The organism is Aurantibacter sp. UH7 (assembly GCF_056839165.1).
Map to the genome: position 1 here is coordinate 2,322,596 of NZ_CM166388.1, position 18,018 is coordinate 2,340,613.

At 34.4% G+C, this 18,018-nt stretch carries 21 protein-coding genes; 16 read left to right on the forward strand and 5 right to left on the reverse strand.

The annotated features are described in order from the left end of the window. Nucleotides 1-2: 2 nt before the first annotated feature. The 3 genes from UH7x_RS09835 to UH7x_RS09845 all read right to left on the reverse strand — a co-directional run bounded on the left by UH7x_RS09835 (nt 3) and on the right by UH7x_RS09845 (nt 2,861). Nucleotides 3-881 (reverse strand): PIG-L deacetylase family protein, encoded by an 879-nt coding sequence (locus UH7x_RS09835; RefSeq protein WP_482363553.1) that lies wholly within the window; start codon nt 879-881, stop codon nt 3-5. 10 nt (nt 882-891) lie between these two features. After that, the gene (locus UH7x_RS09840) at nt 892-2,292 is read right to left on the reverse strand and encodes a Gfo/Idh/MocA family protein (protein ID WP_482363554.1); all 1,401 of its coding nucleotides are present in this window, start codon (nt 2,290-2,292) and stop codon (nt 892-894) included. A 338-nt stretch (nt 2,293-2,630) separates the two neighbouring features. Next, nucleotides 2,631-2,861, reverse strand: coding sequence for a hypothetical protein (locus UH7x_RS09845; protein WP_482363555.1), 231 nt, complete (start codon nt 2,859-2,861; stop codon nt 2,631-2,633). 590 nt (nt 2,862-3,451) lie between these two features. On the opposite strand from UH7x_RS09845, the gene UH7x_RS09850 reads away from it, so the two are divergent. Then, complete coding sequence (locus UH7x_RS09850; protein ID WP_482363556.1) at nt 3,452-4,270, forward strand: sialate O-acetylesterase; 819 nt, start codon at nt 3,452-3,454, stop codon at nt 4,268-4,270. A gap of 12 nt (nt 4,271-4,282) precedes the next feature. Here UH7x_RS09850 and UH7x_RS09855 read toward each other — a convergent pair whose 3' ends face one another. Next, a complete protein-coding gene (locus UH7x_RS09855; RefSeq protein ID WP_482363557.1) occupies nt 4,283-5,407 on the reverse strand; it encodes an amidohydrolase family protein in 1,125 nt (374 codons plus the stop codon). Between the two features lie 99 nt (nt 5,408-5,506). On the opposite strand from UH7x_RS09855, the gene UH7x_RS09860 reads away from it, so the two are divergent. Continuing rightward, nucleotides 5,507-6,058: a nitroreductase family protein gene (locus UH7x_RS09860; RefSeq protein WP_482363558.1), complete on the forward strand. Its 552-nt coding sequence runs from the start codon at nt 5,507-5,509 to the stop codon at nt 6,056-6,058. Here the strand turns inward: UH7x_RS09860 and UH7x_RS09865 are convergent. Then, nucleotides 6,055-6,558, reverse strand: a complete 504-nt coding sequence (locus UH7x_RS09865; RefSeq protein WP_482363559.1) for a DUF456 domain-containing protein — start codon at nt 6,556-6,558, stop codon at nt 6,055-6,057. The two genes, UH7x_RS09860 and UH7x_RS09865, sit on opposite strands and share 4 nt — an antisense overlap. A 252-nt stretch (nt 6,559-6,810) precedes the next feature. On the opposite strand from UH7x_RS09865, the gene UH7x_RS09870 reads away from it, so the two are divergent. The 14 genes from UH7x_RS09870 to UH7x_RS09935 all read left to right on the forward strand — a co-directional run bounded on the left by UH7x_RS09870 (nt 6,811) and on the right by UH7x_RS09935 (nt 18,008). After that, nucleotides 6,811-7,200 (forward strand): BlaI/MecI/CopY family transcriptional regulator, encoded by a 390-nt coding sequence (locus UH7x_RS09870; RefSeq protein WP_482363560.1) that lies wholly within the window; start codon nt 6,811-6,813, stop codon nt 7,198-7,200. Between the two features lie 11 nt (nt 7,201-7,211). Continuing rightward, nucleotides 7,212-9,212: a TonB family protein gene (locus tag UH7x_RS09875; RefSeq protein ID WP_482363561.1), complete on the forward strand. Its 2,001-nt coding sequence runs from the start codon at nt 7,212-7,214 to the stop codon at nt 9,210-9,212. Continuing rightward, complete coding sequence (locus UH7x_RS09880; protein ID WP_482359773.1) at nt 9,209-10,363, forward strand: tetratricopeptide repeat protein; 1,155 nt, start codon at nt 9,209-9,211, stop codon at nt 10,361-10,363. Before UH7x_RS09875 ends, UH7x_RS09880 begins: the two co-directional genes overlap by 4 nt. A 61-nt stretch (nt 10,364-10,424) precedes the next feature. Continuing rightward, entirely contained in the window at nt 10,425-10,904 is a 480-nt protein-coding gene (locus UH7x_RS09885; protein ID WP_482359774.1) for a hypothetical protein, read from the forward strand. A gap of 4 nt (nt 10,905-10,908) precedes the next feature. Next, a complete protein-coding gene (gene ruvC / locus UH7x_RS09890) occupies nt 10,909-11,463 on the forward strand; it encodes a crossover junction endodeoxyribonuclease RuvC (RefSeq protein WP_482363597.1) in 555 nt (184 codons plus the stop codon). Nucleotides 11,464-11,502: 39 nt separating this feature from the next. Next, nucleotides 11,503-11,874, forward strand: coding sequence for a four helix bundle protein (locus UH7x_RS09895; RefSeq protein WP_482359775.1), 372 nt, complete (start codon nt 11,503-11,505; stop codon nt 11,872-11,874). Between the two features lie 50 nt (nt 11,875-11,924). Then, nucleotides 11,925-13,049 (forward strand): radical SAM family heme chaperone HemW, encoded by a 1,125-nt coding sequence (hemW, locus tag UH7x_RS09900; protein ID WP_482359776.1) that lies wholly within the window; start codon nt 11,925-11,927, stop codon nt 13,047-13,049. A 20-nt stretch (nt 13,050-13,069) separates the two neighbouring features. Further along, nucleotides 13,070-13,819 carry a cyclase family protein gene (locus UH7x_RS09905; RefSeq protein ID WP_482359777.1) on the forward strand — a complete coding sequence of 250 codons (750 nt, stop codon included), beginning with the start codon at nt 13,070-13,072 and terminating at the stop codon, nt 13,817-13,819. Next, complete coding sequence (locus UH7x_RS09910) at nt 13,819-14,166, forward strand: DUF4260 domain-containing protein (protein ID WP_482359778.1); 348 nt, start codon at nt 13,819-13,821, stop codon at nt 14,164-14,166. The genes UH7x_RS09905 and UH7x_RS09910 overlap by 1 nt, the downstream gene beginning before the upstream one ends. A gap of 119 nt (nt 14,167-14,285) precedes the next feature. Continuing rightward, entirely contained in the window at nt 14,286-14,909 is a 624-nt protein-coding gene (locus tag UH7x_RS09915; RefSeq protein WP_482359779.1) for a DUF4230 domain-containing protein, read from the forward strand. Between the two features lie 11 nt (nt 14,910-14,920). Continuing rightward, a complete protein-coding gene (locus tag UH7x_RS09920) occupies nt 14,921-15,313 on the forward strand; it encodes a Dabb family protein (RefSeq protein ID WP_482359780.1) in 393 nt (130 codons plus the stop codon). A 3-nt stretch (nt 15,314-15,316) separates the two neighbouring features. Next, nucleotides 15,317-15,844: a GNAT family N-acetyltransferase gene (locus tag UH7x_RS09925; RefSeq protein WP_482359781.1), complete on the forward strand. Its 528-nt coding sequence runs from the start codon at nt 15,317-15,319 to the stop codon at nt 15,842-15,844. Nucleotide 15,845: 1 nt separating this feature from the next. After that, on the forward strand, nt 15,846-16,205 hold the full coding sequence (locus UH7x_RS09930) for an MmcQ/YjbR family DNA-binding protein (protein ID WP_482359782.1): 360 nt from the start codon (nt 15,846-15,848) through the stop codon (nt 16,203-16,205). Between the two features lie 30 nt (nt 16,206-16,235). After that, the gene (locus UH7x_RS09935; protein WP_482359783.1) at nt 16,236-18,008 is read left to right on the forward strand and encodes a MutS-related protein; all 1,773 of its coding nucleotides are present in this window, start codon (nt 16,236-16,238) and stop codon (nt 18,006-18,008) included. The last annotated feature ends 10 nt before the right edge of the window (nt 18,009-18,018 follow it).

Below are 18,018 nucleotides of genomic sequence, written 5' to 3' on the forward strand. Positions count from 1 at the left end.
GGTTATTTTTGTTTTTTAAACATCGGAAATAGTTCTTTTATTTCTTCTTCCGTTGGTTGTTTACCGTATTCGCAAATCTCAAATGTTTCTATGTGTTTTGCATTTATTGCCTCTATTCCATACCATTTATGAAGTAGTTTTTTGGCAAGCTCATTTGTGTTAGAAGGTCGCCAATTGGCTAACATTTCTAATCGGCCCTTTTCGTCTTTTGGCACATCGTCTAAATTACCTGATAGCCAAGGAAGCCATTCGAAAAATTGCGACTCATGAGCAGCCATTGCATAAACTTTTTGGTCGAAGACTTCATCAATTATTACTGCAATGTCTGGTTCAAATGGACTAGGTTTTTGGAATCTATCTTCGGAATATAAAAATACGGGGTTCTTTTTAAGTGCAGGGGTGTCTGGTGCTATATTGGGTACAATTACCATAAAAGCAGCATCTTGTAGTAGAACACCTGTATATCTGTGGTCGGGGTGGTAATCATTAGTTCTTGGAGCAATGACTACATCTGCTTTCCAATTTCTAATTTCACGAATTACCTTTAATCTATTTTCTAATGTGGGCATTAATTCACCATCGTGATTATCTAAAACGGTATATGTAACTCCAAATCTTTTACCAGCTTCTTGCGCTTCTGCGATTCTAATTTTAGCGAGTTCACCACCGCCTTTTTCAAAATGTCCGGCATCTCCATTGGTTAAAGCAACGAATTTTACATTATGGCCGAGTTTGGAAAATAGAATTGCTGTACCTCCAGCATCAATATCGCAGTCATCGGGGTGCGCTCCAAAAACTATTATGTTTAGTGGCTTATTTTCTTGGGCATTCAAGGAGTTTATCATAAAACATGCACAGTATAAAAATATTAGTTTTCTCATAATTAAGTAATTAAAGCATTTTCATATGTTTAGGATCCCAGTGAACTGCCTTTTTTCCATAATAACTTTCATTGGCTAATAAGGCAGCACCAGCTGCTCTTAATCCGAATGTGGGGTCTTGAACAATTTTTCCTTTTCCTCTTATGGACTGGAAGAAATTATAAAAGTGATCGTAATGACCGCCTTTGTAATTTTTAGGAGCCTGCCATGTTGTTTCGCCAGTATTTAGTTGTGAACTTCTACTTTCTAAATTTTGCAAATCATAATCTGCTTTTATCTTTTTCTGAGTTTCTTCAGTAAAGGATATCAATGAGTAGCCTTGTGGCACTAAATTTAATTTCGACCTTTTCAACTTAACTGAGTTCTGTCCAATTTCCATTTCACCTTCAGTGCCTATTAATTTAAATCCACCCCCACCGCCACTACCTGCGATAAAATTGATTCTGAAAGCAGCATTAAAAGCAGCATGGGTATCTGTTTTTGGGTAATCGTAAAGCGTTATGCTTACATCAGGCACATCACGTCCATCATTCCAAAATCGGAGGCCACCCGTTGCCTGTGCTCTGTTTGGGCCATGAGAACTTATTACATAGTTTAAGGTTGAAAATGCATGAACAAAAAGATCACCGGCAACTCCAGTACCATAATCTTGATAATTACGCCATCTAAAAAAACGCTTAAGTTCGAACGGTGTTTCGGGTGCTGTACCCAGAAAAGTATCAAAATCAACAGTGTTTTTATTTGCATCTGGAGGGATTGGGTATTGCCAAGCTCCTTCTGCAGAATAACGATCATTATAAAAGTCAAGCATTACAATATCTCCTATAGCCCCATCTTCATATAATTCTTTTGCTTTTTCATTTCCTAAAGATGACATACCTTGACTACCAATTTGGCAAATTTTACCAGAAGATTTTTGTGCTGAAATTATTGCTTGGCCATCTTCCCATTTTTGAACCATTGGTTTTTCGCAGTAAACATGTTTACCAGCGTTAAGGGCATCTATGGTAATTTTTTTATGCCAATGGTCTGGTGTAGCTATTATTACAGCATCGATATCTTCACGTTCTAAAATTTGTCTATAGTCTCGGGTTACAAATATATCTTCACCCCAAAGTTCTTTGGCACGGTCTAATCTGCCTAAGTACAAATCACAAGCAGCTACTAGTTGTACTCCAGCTATTTTTAACGCACTTTGAGTGTCATAAATACCTTGAATACCGGTACCAATAAGTGCTAAATTTATTTTATCGTTTGGAGAATATGAATCATCGTTATATACTTTATTAAGAACTAATTTTTGCTCATATGTTGATGCGAAAATTGCAGGGGCGGCAGTTAATACTGTTGAACCTAATGTTGCTTTTTTAATGAAGTTTCTTCTTGAGCTGGCCTTTTTTATTGATTTCATCCTTACTTAATTCAATTGCTAGAAGAAAGGTACAGATTTTTTGATTTCTAATTAAATGTCCATTCGCCTTTAATTAAATGTTCTTGATTTTAAAATTAGAAATAGGAGTTAAATACCCTTAAACTTCATTAAGGAGTCAAATATTTAAAAAGCTTTGCTATCTTTGTGGTGTTGTGTTGTAACCCTTACCAAAAGATTGGTATGGGCCAATGAAAGGCTTTCCGTGTTGGAAGGCTTTTTTTGCTTGATAAAATAACGCTATTATTTGAGCATGAGACATGTTAAATCTCACCAAAACCTATGGTCTTTTAAAAGCCGTATATGTTCTAATGAATTATTTAGGCAATATCTCGAAGTTCTTTTTTGTCTTTCACGATACGTATACCTTTGACACTTGTTCTTGGGATAACAAAGTTATCAATAAGTTCTTCAAAAGTGGGTTCGCGACTTTGGTCTTCAACCTTTAGAGGGTCACTAAATTCTTTCGAATCTATTTTTTTTTGAGCTTGCAGACGTTTCCAGTTTTCAGCAGCCAAAGCCGCTCTTTTTTTGTAATCAGGAATTTTCATTTCTAAGTGTTATTTGGCTTAATAATCAAGTGAAATTGGTTAGGTCAAAAACAAACTTCATATAACTTATGAGCAAAATATAAACTATTTGGTGTTCCTTGAATTTTCATCGCTAAGTTGTTAAAACATCCGATGAACGGTAACTTTTCTTAACATTTTTTTTCGACCTTGACGTTTGCTTTCTAGGTATCAAAAAAATAGTTATGTAGATAAGTTGCGCAAAAGTAATGAATATAATCCCCTTTATATCATATCGTTGTCGATATATTGCGCATAGTAAACAACAAACATTTGCTGCTAATTGTATTATTTTTTATAAATAATGGTGTTCAGTGCAATCAATAATTATGAAAATTAATTATAAGGTTAAAACGCGATGATTTTAGTATTAATTTTCAATCTATTGTGTGTTATTCTAAAAAGTATTCTTGGTGAAATGAAAGGTTAGTAGTTGAAGTGATATATAATTGTGATTATTGGTGTTTTAAATGCTTAAATTAATGTATAAAATACAGGGTAATCTGACTATGAAATGGAATTGACATATAATTATGTAATAGTAAAATTGTAGTTTAGGTTCAAAATTGAATATGAATAAATATATACTGCTGTTTTTTCTTGGATTAGTTCTTTCTTGTGGAAGTCACAAGAAAGACAATCGTACTAAGAATTTTCCTAAATCTCAAACACAGGTCAAGCAAATTCCTAGCCAAGAAAATATTTGGGTTTTTCTTTTGGCGGGTCAGTCAAATATGGCGGGTAGGGGATTTGTTGAAGCAAAAGATACCATTTCTTCTAATAGAATATTGACCATAAATAAAGAAGGTCAAGTAATATATGCGAAAGAACCATTGCATTTTTATGAGCCAACGATGACTGGACTAGATGTTGGAATGTCTTTTGGAAGAACAATGATAAAAAATATACCGGATTCAATATCAGTGTTAGTAGTGCCAACCGCTGTAGGTGGTAGTTCGATATCGCAGTGGATAGAAAATGAAGAGCATAGAGGTGTTCAGCTTTTTTCGAACTTCCAAGAGAAAATGCGGTTAGGTAAAAAGTATGGCCTAGTAAAGGGAATTTTATGGCATCAAGGTGAAAGCGATACTAACTCAGAAGAAAACATCAAAAATTACAGTAACAATCTGAGTATACTCTTTGCTAAATTTCGCAGTGAGGCAGGAGATATTAATTTACCAATAGTAATAGGTGAGTTGGGTTCATATTCAAAAAATCCTATTGGTTGGAATAGTATAAATATTGAAATCGCTAAATATTCTAAATTGGATCCGCATGTAAAAGTTGTTTCTACAGCCGATTTAAAGCATAAAGGAGATGAAGTTCATTTTAGCGCACAAAGTATACGTACATTAGGTAAAAGGTATGCAGAAAAATTTGTAGAAGAGTAAATTCTAGGTTGATTAATTGTGTTTGTCAAAAACGACTTCACCTTTTTTATAAACCACACAGGGTTTAAAGGATCCTTGGTTATAAAGAATTTCTTTATAATCACTAGTGTGGAATAAAACAAAATCGGCCAAATTACCTGCGGCTAGTTTGCCGCAATTAGTAAGATTTAGGGCCGCAGCTGCTCTTACAGTGATTCCTGCGATAACTTCGGCATTCGTTAGGTTTTCAAAAGCACCTAAAATTGAAGCCTGAGTTAAAAGGTCACCCATAGGTGCTGTAATCGGATTATGATTACTAGCTATTGCTAAAGAATTCCCATTATCTAATATTTTTCTGGCCGGAGCGAACTCTTTTCCTAAACCGATTGAAGTTCCTGGCAACGCCGTAATAAGGGTGTCATCAGTATGTAAAATAGTAGTATTGTCACCACTTTTTGAAATTACATTATCAGAAATACTAAGTTCAAATCCTATTTCTTCAGCTTTCTTAAAATAAGGCAGAAGTTGTTCTTTGGAAAATCCTGAATCCTTTAAAGTTCCCGAAATGCGATTAGTTAAATTATCATCTTTTAAAATAGGAAAAAGTTCTGTACTTAATGTTGCTAAGTAAGTTGCTATATCATCATTATAATCTTTAGGTAGACTGTGCGCAATATTACAGGTAGCAATTAAATCTACTGTGGTTTGTAATTGTGCATCTTTTATGGCTTGTAATATTTTTAGTTCTTCCCCTACCGATAGTCCGTAACCGCTTTTGACTTCTATTGTTGTTGTTCCGTTTTTTAAATGTCTGTTAGCTAGTTTGGCAGTCTTTTTTGCCAAGGCTTCTTTGCTAGTGTTTCTTGTTTCGGTAATAATTTCCCCTTCATTTTTATTAATGCCAGAACCGCCGAAACAAAGTTGTGTATTAGAGTCTATAAAACCGGGTAAGCAAGTATGGTCCCCTTTTAATATATGAATCTCAGCAGTGGAGTGATGTGTTTTTAATTCTTCAAAGTTGCCAATAGTTACAATTATGTCATTGTCAATTAAAATTCCCACCTCCTCTAAAATAATTAATTGCTCGTCTAAGATTGGCCCATTCAAGGGTAAACCAGTCATTGGTAAAAGTTGTTTAAAAGGGCCAATAAGTTTCATGGATGTTATTTTAGAACCTAAATATTTCATAAAAGTATTGATTCCTCAGAAATATAGCGAAAGGAATGTGCTAACTTTATAGTTGCAAATTTTTGGATTATGATATTAGAATTAATTAAAAAGAGACGTTCGGTTTTTCCGGCACAGTATATAGATAAAGAAATAGCAAAGGCTGATATAGAAAGAATATTAGAGGCTGCAAATTGGGCACCCAGTCATAGAAAAACAGAACCTTGGCGTTTTAAGGTTTTACAAGGGGAATCTCAAGAGAAATTAGGTTTGTTTCTGTCTTTAAAGTATATGGAAACGGAAAGCAAACCAAAAGAAATGAAGATTAAAAAACTCATTGAGAATCCTAAAAGCGCTGGTGCTGTAATTGCTATTTGTATGCAGCGAGACCCAAACGAAAGTGTGCCAGAATGGGAAGAAATTGCAGCAACTGCAATGGCAGTGCAGAACATGTGGTTGTGTGCTACGGAATTAGGAATAGGTAGTTATTGGAGTTCACCGGGGCTTGTAAAATACATGGATGAATTCTTCGAATTAGCGCCAGGCGAAAAATGTTTAGGGTTCTTTTATATGGGTTATTATCACGGTGACATTCCTGAGGCAACCAGAGGAGCTATAGAAGATAAAGTTGTTTGGGGTTAAAATGCAAACAAGGCATCTTTGTAATCCCAAGCCTTTCCAATAAATAGGCCTATAAATATAATCGAGACTACAAATTTCATAAAAGCACCAGTTAAGAAGCCCAAAAATGAACCAAATGCAGCCTTTAATGCTGTTTTGTTATCTGCCTTTGCGGATAGCTCACCAATAAAGGCTCCAACAAAAGGTCCTATTATTATTCCGCCGGGAATAGGTGCTATAAGACCTACAATCAATCCGATAGTTGTACCAATCATTCCAGCTCTTGTGCCGCCAAATTTTTTGGTGCCGATCGCGGGAATTACATAATCTAATGCAAAAATGATAAGGGCTATTACTCCTGTAATGCTTAAAAACAACCAATCATCTGGTACTGCATCGGTTAAGTGTAGTAAGAGTAAACCAACCCAACTTACTGGTGGTCCTGGTAAAATGGGTAGAAAACTACCTATAATGCCAACGAGCATTAAAATAAAACCTACTATTAATAAAGCAATATCCATTTCAATATTTTTCTATTTGACGAAGATAGTTATGATTTGTTACAATCATGATTTTACGGGGTCTGTGTTGAAATTTTAACTAAAACATTAGTTTAAACTAAATATTTAGTTATATTTGTTCTAAAGATTGAACTAAAACATTAGTTAATTGAATAATTAGTCCCCCTTGAGTGCAATAGAAAGCTTGTTTGAAAAATGTAATCTCAAATAGTTTTCGAGGGTATTCAAAATAGACAAAAGAAATTTTTAAATATGAAACAGCTAACGAAAGCAGAAGAAGAGGTAATGCAGCAACTTTGGAAATTAGAAAAGTGTAATGTTGCTAGCATTATAGAAGAGTTGCCTGTTCCAAAACCGGCGTACAATACAGTGTCGACTATTGTGCGCATTCTGGAAGATAAAGGCTTTGTAGGCCATGAGAAAGAAGGTCGTGGCTACCTGTATTTTCCTTTGATTAAGAAGTCAGATTATAGCAATCAGAGCATTAATAAATTAGTTGATGGCTATTTTCAAGGTTCTTTTAAAAGTATGGTTTCATTTTTTATGAAAAAGAACGATATGAGTCTTTCAGAATTAGAATCGGTTTTAACTGAAATTAAAAAAGCTGAGGCTTCAGAGGATAATAACAAAAAAGATAATTAAAACTTGTTCTGATGATACAGTATTTAGTAGAGTGTATAGCCTTTCAATTGGTGTTTTTAATTATTTATGATTTTTTTCTAAAAAAAGAAACTTTTTTTCAGTGGAATCGTGTGTATTTAATTGGTACTTACGTTATATCTATGGTTTTGCCATGGGTAAAAATCGAGGCTTTAAAAACTACAGTTCCGGAAGCATATTATGCATATCCTGAGTATTTATGGAATGCAAATAATGCTGTGACCGCAGTTGCTGCAAGTGAAACACAGAGTTTTACTATTTCTTGGGAAGCAGGAGTGTTATTTGGCGGTATGATTTTGGCCGCGGTTTATTTTGCAATTAAACTGATTCAAATACAGAAATTACGTAAAGTCGGAAGCGTTCAAATTTTTCCAAAATTCACAAGAATTGTGGTGGAAAATAGTGAACTAGCATTCTCGTTTTTCAAGTCCATTTTCTTGGGTGACAAAGTAATAGCAAGAGATCATAAATCCATTTTAGAACACGAAATGGTACATATAGAGCAAAAGCATTCTTGGGATTTGTTGTTTTTTGAATTCATGCGAATTGCGGCATGGTTCAACCCGTTAGTTTATGTATATCAAAGTAGAATTTCTGAATTACACGAGTTCATCGCCGATGCAAAAGTTGCGAAACATAATAAAAAAGAGCAGTACGAATTTTTGCTGTCTCAGGTTTTTCAAACGCAACATATTTCTTTCATCAATCAATTTTTTAAATCATCATTAATCAAAAAACGAATCGTCATGTTACAAAAATCAAAATCGAAGAACATTTGGCAATTAAAGTATTTGTTATTAGTGCCAATAATTTTAGGAATGCTTTTTTATACATCTTGTGTGGGCGAAAATACGTCATTAACAAATCAGGTGATGGTAGTGAATGATATTAATAATCTGTCATCAGATCAAGATCAGAAATTATTTGATAAACTGGAGCAGTTATCTCTTACGGGGGAATATTGGGAGTTTGTGCTAAAAGATGGAAATTCATCAATAGAGTATAAAAAAGCTAAAAATGGATCATATTTAGATTTGTACAATGGTAAGAAGATTAATGCTACCATGACGATTATCTCCGATGCTTTATCTGATAGAATAAATGAATTAAAGAAAGAGATAGAATCTAAGGATTCACTAACGCAGCAAGATAAAGGACAATTAGCTCAAATGATTTATGAGTTATACCCTGATGGTGTTGAAGGGATTTCTGGTGAAAGAGGAGAAATTACTTTCAAAGCGAATGAAAGTAAATTATCTCAAATGGAGCGTTATAATAAATTAGTAGCCGAACGTAACCGATTATTAAAAAGCGCCGATGAGAGCAATCCTATTATAGTGAATCTAGATGAACAAATAATTGCATTAAAAAAGGGTTTAGAAGCTAAAAAAGTTAAGAATCGAGTAATCCAGCAAGACTCTGTTTTGGTTCCATTTGCAGTCGTTGAAGAAGTTCCAGTTTTTCCAGGTTGCGAAAATGAAACAGATATAAGAGAATGCTTTCAAAAAATGATGCAAAAGCACATTGGTAATAACTTCAGATACCCCGAAGAAGCACAGAAAAAAGGAGTTCAAGGTAGGGTAAGTATTATGTTTACAATTAGTACTGATGGGTCTATACAAAATGTAAAATTACGTGGGCCCGATAAATTGTTAGAAGACGAAGCTGCTCGAATTATTAGCTTATTACCCAAAATGATACCCGGTAAACAAGATGGCAAAGTAGTAAATGTGCCTTTTTCAATTCCTCTTTCGTTTGTTCTTGGTGAAAATAAAATTGTTAAGACTTCGAATGGGCCAACACTTAATTTTAATACTGGTGTTGATCCTCTGTACTATGTGGATGGTGTAAAAAAGACTAAGGAAGAAATAGAATTAATTTTACCCAACGACATAGCCTCAATGAATGTATTAAAAGGGGAGTCGGCTAAGGCTGTTTATGGAGAAGAAGCTAAAAATGGAGCAATAGTTATTACATTGAAAAAGAAAGATTGAGAAAAAGGTTATTAGTCATATTCATTTTGCTTTTTGTAAAAGTGAATTCGCAAACGCAATCGAATTCAGCAATTGCAGATAGTCTGTATGGGACAGGTAATTATGCCAAGGCAATTAATTATTATGCTGAAGATGGTACTCTAAATTCGTCATTGCAAATTGCTAGAGCCTACAATGTAATTGGTAATTATGAGAAAGCCATTGTACAGTACCAAAGTGTAGTAACCGAGAACCCAGATTTACAAATTGCAAGTTTTGAATTGGGAAAATTATTGTTTAAAACGAAAGCATTGGACGATGCCCGAAAACTCTTTTCTAAACTAGTAAAACAAGCACAAGACAATCCTGAATATCAATATTATTTGGGTGAGGTTTATAGCGAGCTAGATCAGCCTGCAAGTAGTTTAATTGCCTATAAAAAAGCTGTGGAATATGATAGTACTCACTTGCGTAGTTTGTTTAAACTTGCGAAATATTTTATGGTTAAAAATGAAAAGAATCAGGCTTTAGCGTATATAGATAAGGGTTTGAGTTTTTATCCAGAAGATGTTTCGTTTATCAATTTAAAAGCACTTACACTTTTTAATGATAATGCTTATGACAAGGCAATGCCCCTTTTTGAAAAGGTTTTGGAGTTAGGTGAAACAAAAGAATACGTTTATGATAAATTGGCCTATTGCTATTATAAAAATTGGGAGTTTGAAAAAGCAAGAGCTAATTACAGAAAAATGCTAGAAATAGACGATGGTAATTCTGATACTTATTTTAAACTAGCTGAAGCCTACCGGAAAGACAAGGTTGTAGATAGTGCTGAGATATATATTAAAGAAGCCATGAATATTCAAAAACCGGTTTTTGCAGAGGGTTATGCCAGACTGGGTAGTATGGCGCGGGAACGTGAGGATTATAAAACAGCTCTTGATTTTTACAATCGGGCGCATAAAGAAAATCCTAGTGATCCTACTTTGTTTCATAATGTTTGCACATTGGTGGATCGTACAACTAAAGATCCCAAAGTGAAATTAGAGTATTACGAAAAGTATCTTGAGAAATATGGGCAACTAAAAACACGATATGCTTCCTATTATTCGACGATGGTTGCCAAACGAATCTCTCAACTCAAAGAGGAAATACATTTGAATGCAGAATGATGTCCTTAAAAATTCGTAATTTTCCCTTAGAGATTTCCAAACAGTCTTTTAAAATTGGGTAGTGCGAAAGATTTTCATTTTTCTTGTTTTGTGTTTGATGTCTTCTTGTGGATGGCTAACGTCTACTGAGAAAAAAACGCAAGAACTCGTTCAGCAAGAATTGCTTGAAATCGACTTTAATGAAGTCGATACCTATCCTTTGTTTGAAAATTGTGATGAAACGCAAACCAAAAGTGGACAACGCCTTTGCTTTGAACAAGAAGTATTATCCAATTGTGCTAAAATCTTAAAGCAATATCGTTTTGTTCTAAAGGCAAATACCAATAAAAACGTCCTAGTCGATTTTTTGGTAGATCAGCATGGAAAGGTTTCTGTTTTAAAAATTCAAAAAGACCCAACAATTGATGATTTAATGCCAGAATTTAATCAATTAATTACGCAGGGTCTGGAAGAATTACCACCTTTGGCCCCAGCTTTAAAAAGGGGTATTCCTGTTAAAGCTAAATTTCGTATTCCAATAGTTTTAAATAATGCCGAATAAAGAATTGAAAACAGAAAGAATAATATTAGGCATTGACCCTGGCACAACCATTATGGGTTTTGGTATCATAAAAGTGGTGGGTAAAAAAATGGAATTTGTTCAAATGAACGAATTGCTGTTGAGTAAGTACAAAGACCCTTATGTAAAACTCAAACTTATTTTTGAACGTACCATCGAACTTATAGACACGTATCACCCCGACGAAATTGCAATTGAAGCTCCTTTCTTTGGTAAGAATGTACAATCGATGCTTAAATTGGGTCGTGCACAAGGCGTAGCAATGGCGGCTGGACTCTCGCGTGAAGTCCCAATAACAGAATATCTTCCTAAGAAAATAAAAATGGCTATAACCGGTAGTGGAAATGCCAGTAAAGAACAAGTTGCTAAAATGTTACAAAGTACGCTTGGCTTAAAATCCTTACCTAAGAATCTCGATAGCACCGATGGACTCGCAGCAGCCGTTTGTCATTTTTACAATTCAGGTCGCGTTGAGGTTGGTAAGAGTTATAGTGGTTGGGATGCGTTTGTAAAACAAAACGAGTCACGGGTTAAGAAGTAAGAAGTAAATGTCAAAAGTGAAAAGTGAAAAGTAAGAAGTATGAAGTATCAGGATCTTTTAGCATATCAAAAAGCATTTATTCTTGCTATGGAGATTTTTGAAGCCTCTAAATGTTTTCCCAGTGAAGAGAAATATTCTTTAACTGACCAAATTAGAAGGTCGTCGCGAAGTATAGCTGCTAATATTGATGAATCCTATGCAAAGCGCCGTTATCCAAAGCATTTTAATTCAAAACTTACAGACAGTGCAGGTGAGAATTTAGAAACTCAAACCTGGTTAGAATTTGCAAGAGAATGTAAGTACATAGACTCTGAAAAGTTTAGTACACTGTTGGAGCAAAGTATACAGATTGCAAAATTGATTCACTTTATGATTCGTAATCCAGCAAAATTTGGTTCAAAAGAAATATGAGACTTTTCGTTACAACAATGTACTTTTTACTAATTACTTTCTACTTGTAAATGGCTGGAATATACATCCACATACCATTTTGTAAGCAAGCGTGTTTTTATTGCGACTTTCACTTTTCAACCTCGATGGCGAAAAGAGATGAAATGGTTGCTGCATTGCGGCAAGAATTGAAACTTAGAAAAGAAGAATTTGAGGATGAATTAGTCGAGACTATATATTTTGGTGGAGGAACTCCATCGGTGCTTACTTCCATTGAAATTAAAGCGATAATTGATTCGGTTTATGATTATTATCGAGTTTCTGAAAATCCTGAAATTACGCTTGAGGCGAATCCCGATGATTTATCGCATAATCGAATACTAGAGCTAGCAAATAGTCCGGTAAACAGACTGAGTATTGGGGTGCAATCTTTTTTTGAAGAAGATTTAAAATTGATGAACCGAGCCCATTCAGCTACTGAGGCAAAAGAGTCATTATCTCTGGCGACTCGCCTGTTTGATAATATATCTATCGATTTGATATATGGAATTCCTGGTGCGACTGATGCACAATGGAAAAAGAATATTGCAAAGGCCTTGTCATATAATATACCGCATATTTCTACTTATGCGTTAACGGTTGAACCAAAAACTGCATTGGCACATATGATTGCAAAGGGCGAACTTTCAAATGTTGATGATGAGGCTGCTGAACGCCAATTCCATATGTTGGTTGATGAATTAGAAGAGAACGATTTTGTGCATTATGAGATTTCCAATTTTGGTAAGGAAGGTTATTTTTCTAGAAACAATACGGCGTATTGGCAAGGAAAAAAATATATCGGTATCGGTCCGTCTGCACATTCTTTTGATGGGAAACAAAGAGGGTGGAATATTAAGAATAATACAAAATATATAAAGTCGATTCAGTCGAATAAACTTCCTATAGAAATAGAAGTTCTAACAACGGCCGACCGCTATAATGAATATGTTATGACGGGATTGCGAACAATCTGGGGTGTTTCTGTAGAAAAAATTGCCAAAGAGTTTGGTGAGGACTATTCATTTTACTTAATTAAGCAAACAACAAAATCTATAAGACAAAACTTATTGGTTTTGGAAAATGACATTCTAAAAGTCACTAAAAAAGGTAAGTTTTTAGCAGATGGTTTGGCTGCCGATTTGTTTATGGTATAATAGAAGTAAATTTGAATAATATGATTGCCACAATAAAATACAATAGTAGAAATTACAAAATTGATTTATCGAAACCTTTGGATATTTCTATACCCATTAGCGGTGATAGTACCGATGTAAATGCCTGGTATATTGATCACGCTACAATTGAACCACATACTGAGGGTAAATTTGTTGGTAAAGTATCGGAGGGTGCTGCTACAAATTTTAATGACATCTGGTTTAATCCGCATGCGCACGGTACGCATACCGAGTGTGTGGGCCATATTACTGAAGAATTTCAATCGGTAAATAAGAAATTAAAGAGTTTTTTCTTTTTAGCTGAGGTTGTTACTATTGCACCTGAAAAATACCAAGACGATTTTGTAGTCTCTAGAAAACAGTTGCAATATGCCTTGGGTAATAAAAAAAGGGAGGCTGTTGTGATAAGAACGCTTCCGAATTTAAAAGAAAAAAAATCTGTTCAATATTCGAATACTAACCCAGCTTATTTATTAGAGCAGGCGGCTGAATTGCTGGTTGATAAAAATATTGAACATTTGTTAATTGACTTGCCATCGGTAGATAAAGAAAAAGATAGTGGCGCATTATTGGCACATCATGCTTTTTGGAACACAAAAGGTAAGGTTAGAAAAAATGCAACGATTACAGAGTTTGTTTTTGTGCCGAATAAAGTAAAAGATGGCACGTATTTTATAAATATTCAAATGGCACCATTCGAAAATGATGCTAGTCCCAGTCGCCCTGTATTGTACAAAATAGAAGAATAATGCAAACACTAATTAAGCTTGAAGAATTGCTGCTTTTTGTGCTCGGTATATACCTTTTTAATCTATTAGATTATCAATGGTGGTGGTTTCTAGTATTGCTGTTAACTCCTGATATAGGCATGTTGGGTTATCTTATAAATGCTAAAGTTGGGGCAATTAGCTATAATTTATTTCATCATAGAGCAATAGCTGTAATTTTTTATCTCATCGGAATTTACCTATCAGAACCCATACTGCAATTAATAGGGGTTATTCTATTTTCGCACATTGCTATGGATCGAATTTTTGGGTATGGGTTAAAATATAACAAGGGTTTTAAGTTTACCCATTTAGGTGAATTGGAGTGATTTAAACTTATTGTTTTTAAGAAAAAAAAGTGCTCCCGACCCCTATGGGATTTAGCGCCGAGGCTTCGGGGGAAAAAGTTTAAATGACTTCATCATGAAATAGTTAATTTAGCAGAATCATGGATGGTATTTTAGAGGTTTTTCTGGGTTTAGTATTAGGTGCTATTGCGACTTATTGGGTGTACTCTTTTTTTAGAAAAAAGCAAAGCAAAGAATTAACAACACACCAATCTACAGTGTTGTTAGAGCGGATTAAAAGTGTTTGTAAGTTGATTTCTGTTGAAGGAGATTTTGCCGAAATTTATAAGTATGAGAATACCAAGGAGCACTTTATGAGCTTGGTAGTAAGTAAAAAGAAAGCGCTTATTGTAATAAAGGCGAAAGCACAAATTGGTTATGATTTAAAAAAGATATTAATGCATGCCGATGAAGGTAAGAAGAAAATTATTCTAACAAATTTTCCGCAGCCAGAAGTCTTGTCCGTAGAACCCGAATTAGATTTTTACGATATAAAAAATGGTCTTTTTAACTCGTTTACTCCTAACGATTTAACGAGTTTGAATGCTGAAGCTAAAAAACACATTCTTGAAAAAATACCGGAGAGCGGGCTGATGGAGACGGCTAGAAAAGAAGCTTTACAAACCGTTTTGTTAATTGAAAAAATAGTGGAAACTATTGGTTGGAAACTAGATTATTCTGCTATCGAGTTAACCGATAAGCAAAAAGAGCTTTTAGAAAAATAAGAAAATATAATATGAAAACGATAACAACTTTACTATTACTAACATTGGCCTTTACTGGTTATAGTCAAACAACAGATGATATGAGAGAATTTGATCCTAATTATGCACACACTGTTTATTTTTGGTTTCACAATCCAGATAGTGCTGAAGCTCAAAAAACCTTTGAAGTTTCTCTGCAGAAGTTTTTAGATAATTCAGCGTATGCAAAAACTAGTTTTATCGGCAAACCACCAAAAGCTAGCCGTGATGTTGTAGATGGATCCTTTACCTATTCGTTAATAGTTACTTTCGAATCTGCGGAAGCACAGCAGGCTTATCAAGATGAGGCGCCACATAAAGTTTTTATAGAGGAATCTAGTGCGCTTTGGTCTAAGGTGATTGTATACGATTCTAAGAGTATTTAGAATATGCTATCCTATCGAAAAGCAAATTATAATGATGCTGAAAGCATTTCAGCGCTTCATGCTTTAAGTTGGCAACAGAATTATCGTGGTATTTTTAGCGACAGTTTTTTAGATACTGAAGTTGTTGATGAGCGATTATCGGTTTGGCGTCAGCGAATGAAAAATCCACCAGAAAATCAATCTGTTCTTGTAGTAATGGATGAAGATATTTTGGTAGGATTTGTTTGTGTCTACTTTGATAATGATACTACTTACGGTACATTGATAGATAATTTACATGTAAATTCAGCGTATTCTGGTCAAGGAATAGGTGAGGCTTTACTTCGTAAAGCAGCTCATGTAATTACGAATGTAGATGTGAAGCAGGCTATGTATTTATGGGTGTTGGCGCAAAATAAAGGGGCCATAAGGTTTTATGAACGAATGAAAGGTACAGCTCTTGAGACCTTAGATGACTTTGATATCGGTGATCGTGAAATTACAAAAACTAGATTCCATTGGTCCGATTTAAAGACTATTGAAAAAGGTTAAAATGAACATTGAAGAATTAAGACAATATTGTATAAGTAAGAAGGGGGTGACGGAAGAACTTCCTTTCGATGAGCATACTTTAGTGTTTAAGGTAATGGGTAAAATGTTTGCTTTAACCGGTTTGCAAAGACTCCCGCCGCAAGTAAATTTAAAATGCGACCCAGAACGGGCTATTGAACTTCGTGAAGAATATGATGGTGATATTTTTCCGGGATATCATATGAGTAAAGTTCATTGGAACACACTTATTCTTCAAAATTTACCTCCTCAATTAATACTAGCATTAATTGATCATTCGTATGCGTTGGTAGTTGCTAAGATGACGAAGAAGTTACGCTCCGAACTGGAAAACTTAGATTAATAAAATTTATCCTAAAATATAGAATTTCGAATGCAGGATTTAATTTCCTTTTATCAAAATCAAATTAAAAAACATACAGAAGCCTTAGCAAAATTTAAACAACTTTTGTTTGCTTCAAGTATGATTCGCTTAGTAATATTTTGTGTTGCTGGGTTTGCAATTTATTTTTTCTCAGGCGATACTAAATGGATAGTGGGTCTACTATTGGTTACAATAATTGCCTTTCTTTTCTTGGTATCTAGACATTCGGACATACAGCATAAAAGAGATAAAACAAAAGCTCTGTTAAAAATAAATGAAACTGAAATTAAAGTTTTAAATCGCGATTTTCATGATTTGACAGCTGGTGACGAATTTAAAGATTCGTTGCATTATTTTAGTCAGGATATAGACCTGTTCGGTAGAGGTTCTTTCTTTCAATATGTAAATAGAACAGGTTTAGTACAAGGTGCTGAAGCACTTTCAAATATTTTTAAAGCGAATGTTATAGATGGTATTTTAGAAAAGCAAGAGGCAATTGCTGAACTCTCTAAGATGCCAGAATGGCGACAAGATTTCTCTGCTACTGCATCTTTAACCAAAACTGAAACGGGAACAAAGAAAATAATTGATTGGTTAAATAGCTACAAGCCATTTATTCCAAAAATGATGCAATGGTTTCCAATGGTTTTTTCAGTTGGTTCTATTGCTATATTTTTATTGTATTTTTTCGATTATTTACCTGAGTCAGCCTTAATTATATGGTTGTTTGTAGGCCTAGGTATATCGGCTACTTTTATGAAAAAAATCATGAATCTTGCTGGGTTTGCATCTAGAATTCAAAGTACTTTTCGTCAATATAATGAATTGCTTCTGCAGATTGAAGATTACGATTTTAAGTCAGCTTTATTAATTGCTAAGAAAAAACAGATTTTAGGTGATGGTAGAAAAACTTCAGCGGTAATTAAGCAATTCTCTAACCAACTCAATAGTTTAGACAAGAACAATAATATGTTATATGCCGTTCTCGCAAATGGTTTATTTTTACGGTCGCTTACACATGTATTTCATGTAGAAAAGTGGATAGCCGCGAATGGGTCCTCGGTTGAAGTTTGGTTTGAAACTATAGCGTTTTTCGATGCTTATAATAGTTTGGCGAATTTCACTTTCAATCAGCCTGAATACACTTTTCCAAAATTATCTAAAGAAAATATAGTACTCCATGCTAAAGAATCGGGGCACCCACTCTTAGATCCAAAAAAATGTGTGCTGAATGATTTTCATATCGATAATGAGCAGTTTTTTATTATTACTGGTGCAAATATGGCTGGCAAAAGCACCTTTTTAAGAACAGTGTCTTTGCAGATAATGATGGCCAATGTTGGTTTACCTGTTTTTGCAAAAGAGGTCTCTTATAATCCTATAAAGCTTATTACGAGTATGCGAACTACAGATTCGTTAACTGATGACGAGTCCTACTTTTTCTCTGAGTTAAAACGTTTGAAATATATTGTTGATGAAATTCAGGCCGATAAGTACTTTATCATTTTAGATGAAATTTTAAAGGGAACTAATAGTACAGATAAAGCGAAAGGCTCTCGAAAGTTTGTTGAGCGTTTGGTAAAATCAAAGTCCACCGGAATTATAGCTACACACGATTTAAGTTTGTGCGAGGTGGTGGATGTACTTCCGCAAATTGAGAATCATTATTTCGATGCTGAAATTATTGATAACGAACTTCATTTCGATTACAAATTTAAAGAAGGAATTTGTCAGAATATGAATGCTTCTTTTTTATTAAAGAAGATGCAAATAGTAGAATAATACACCATTA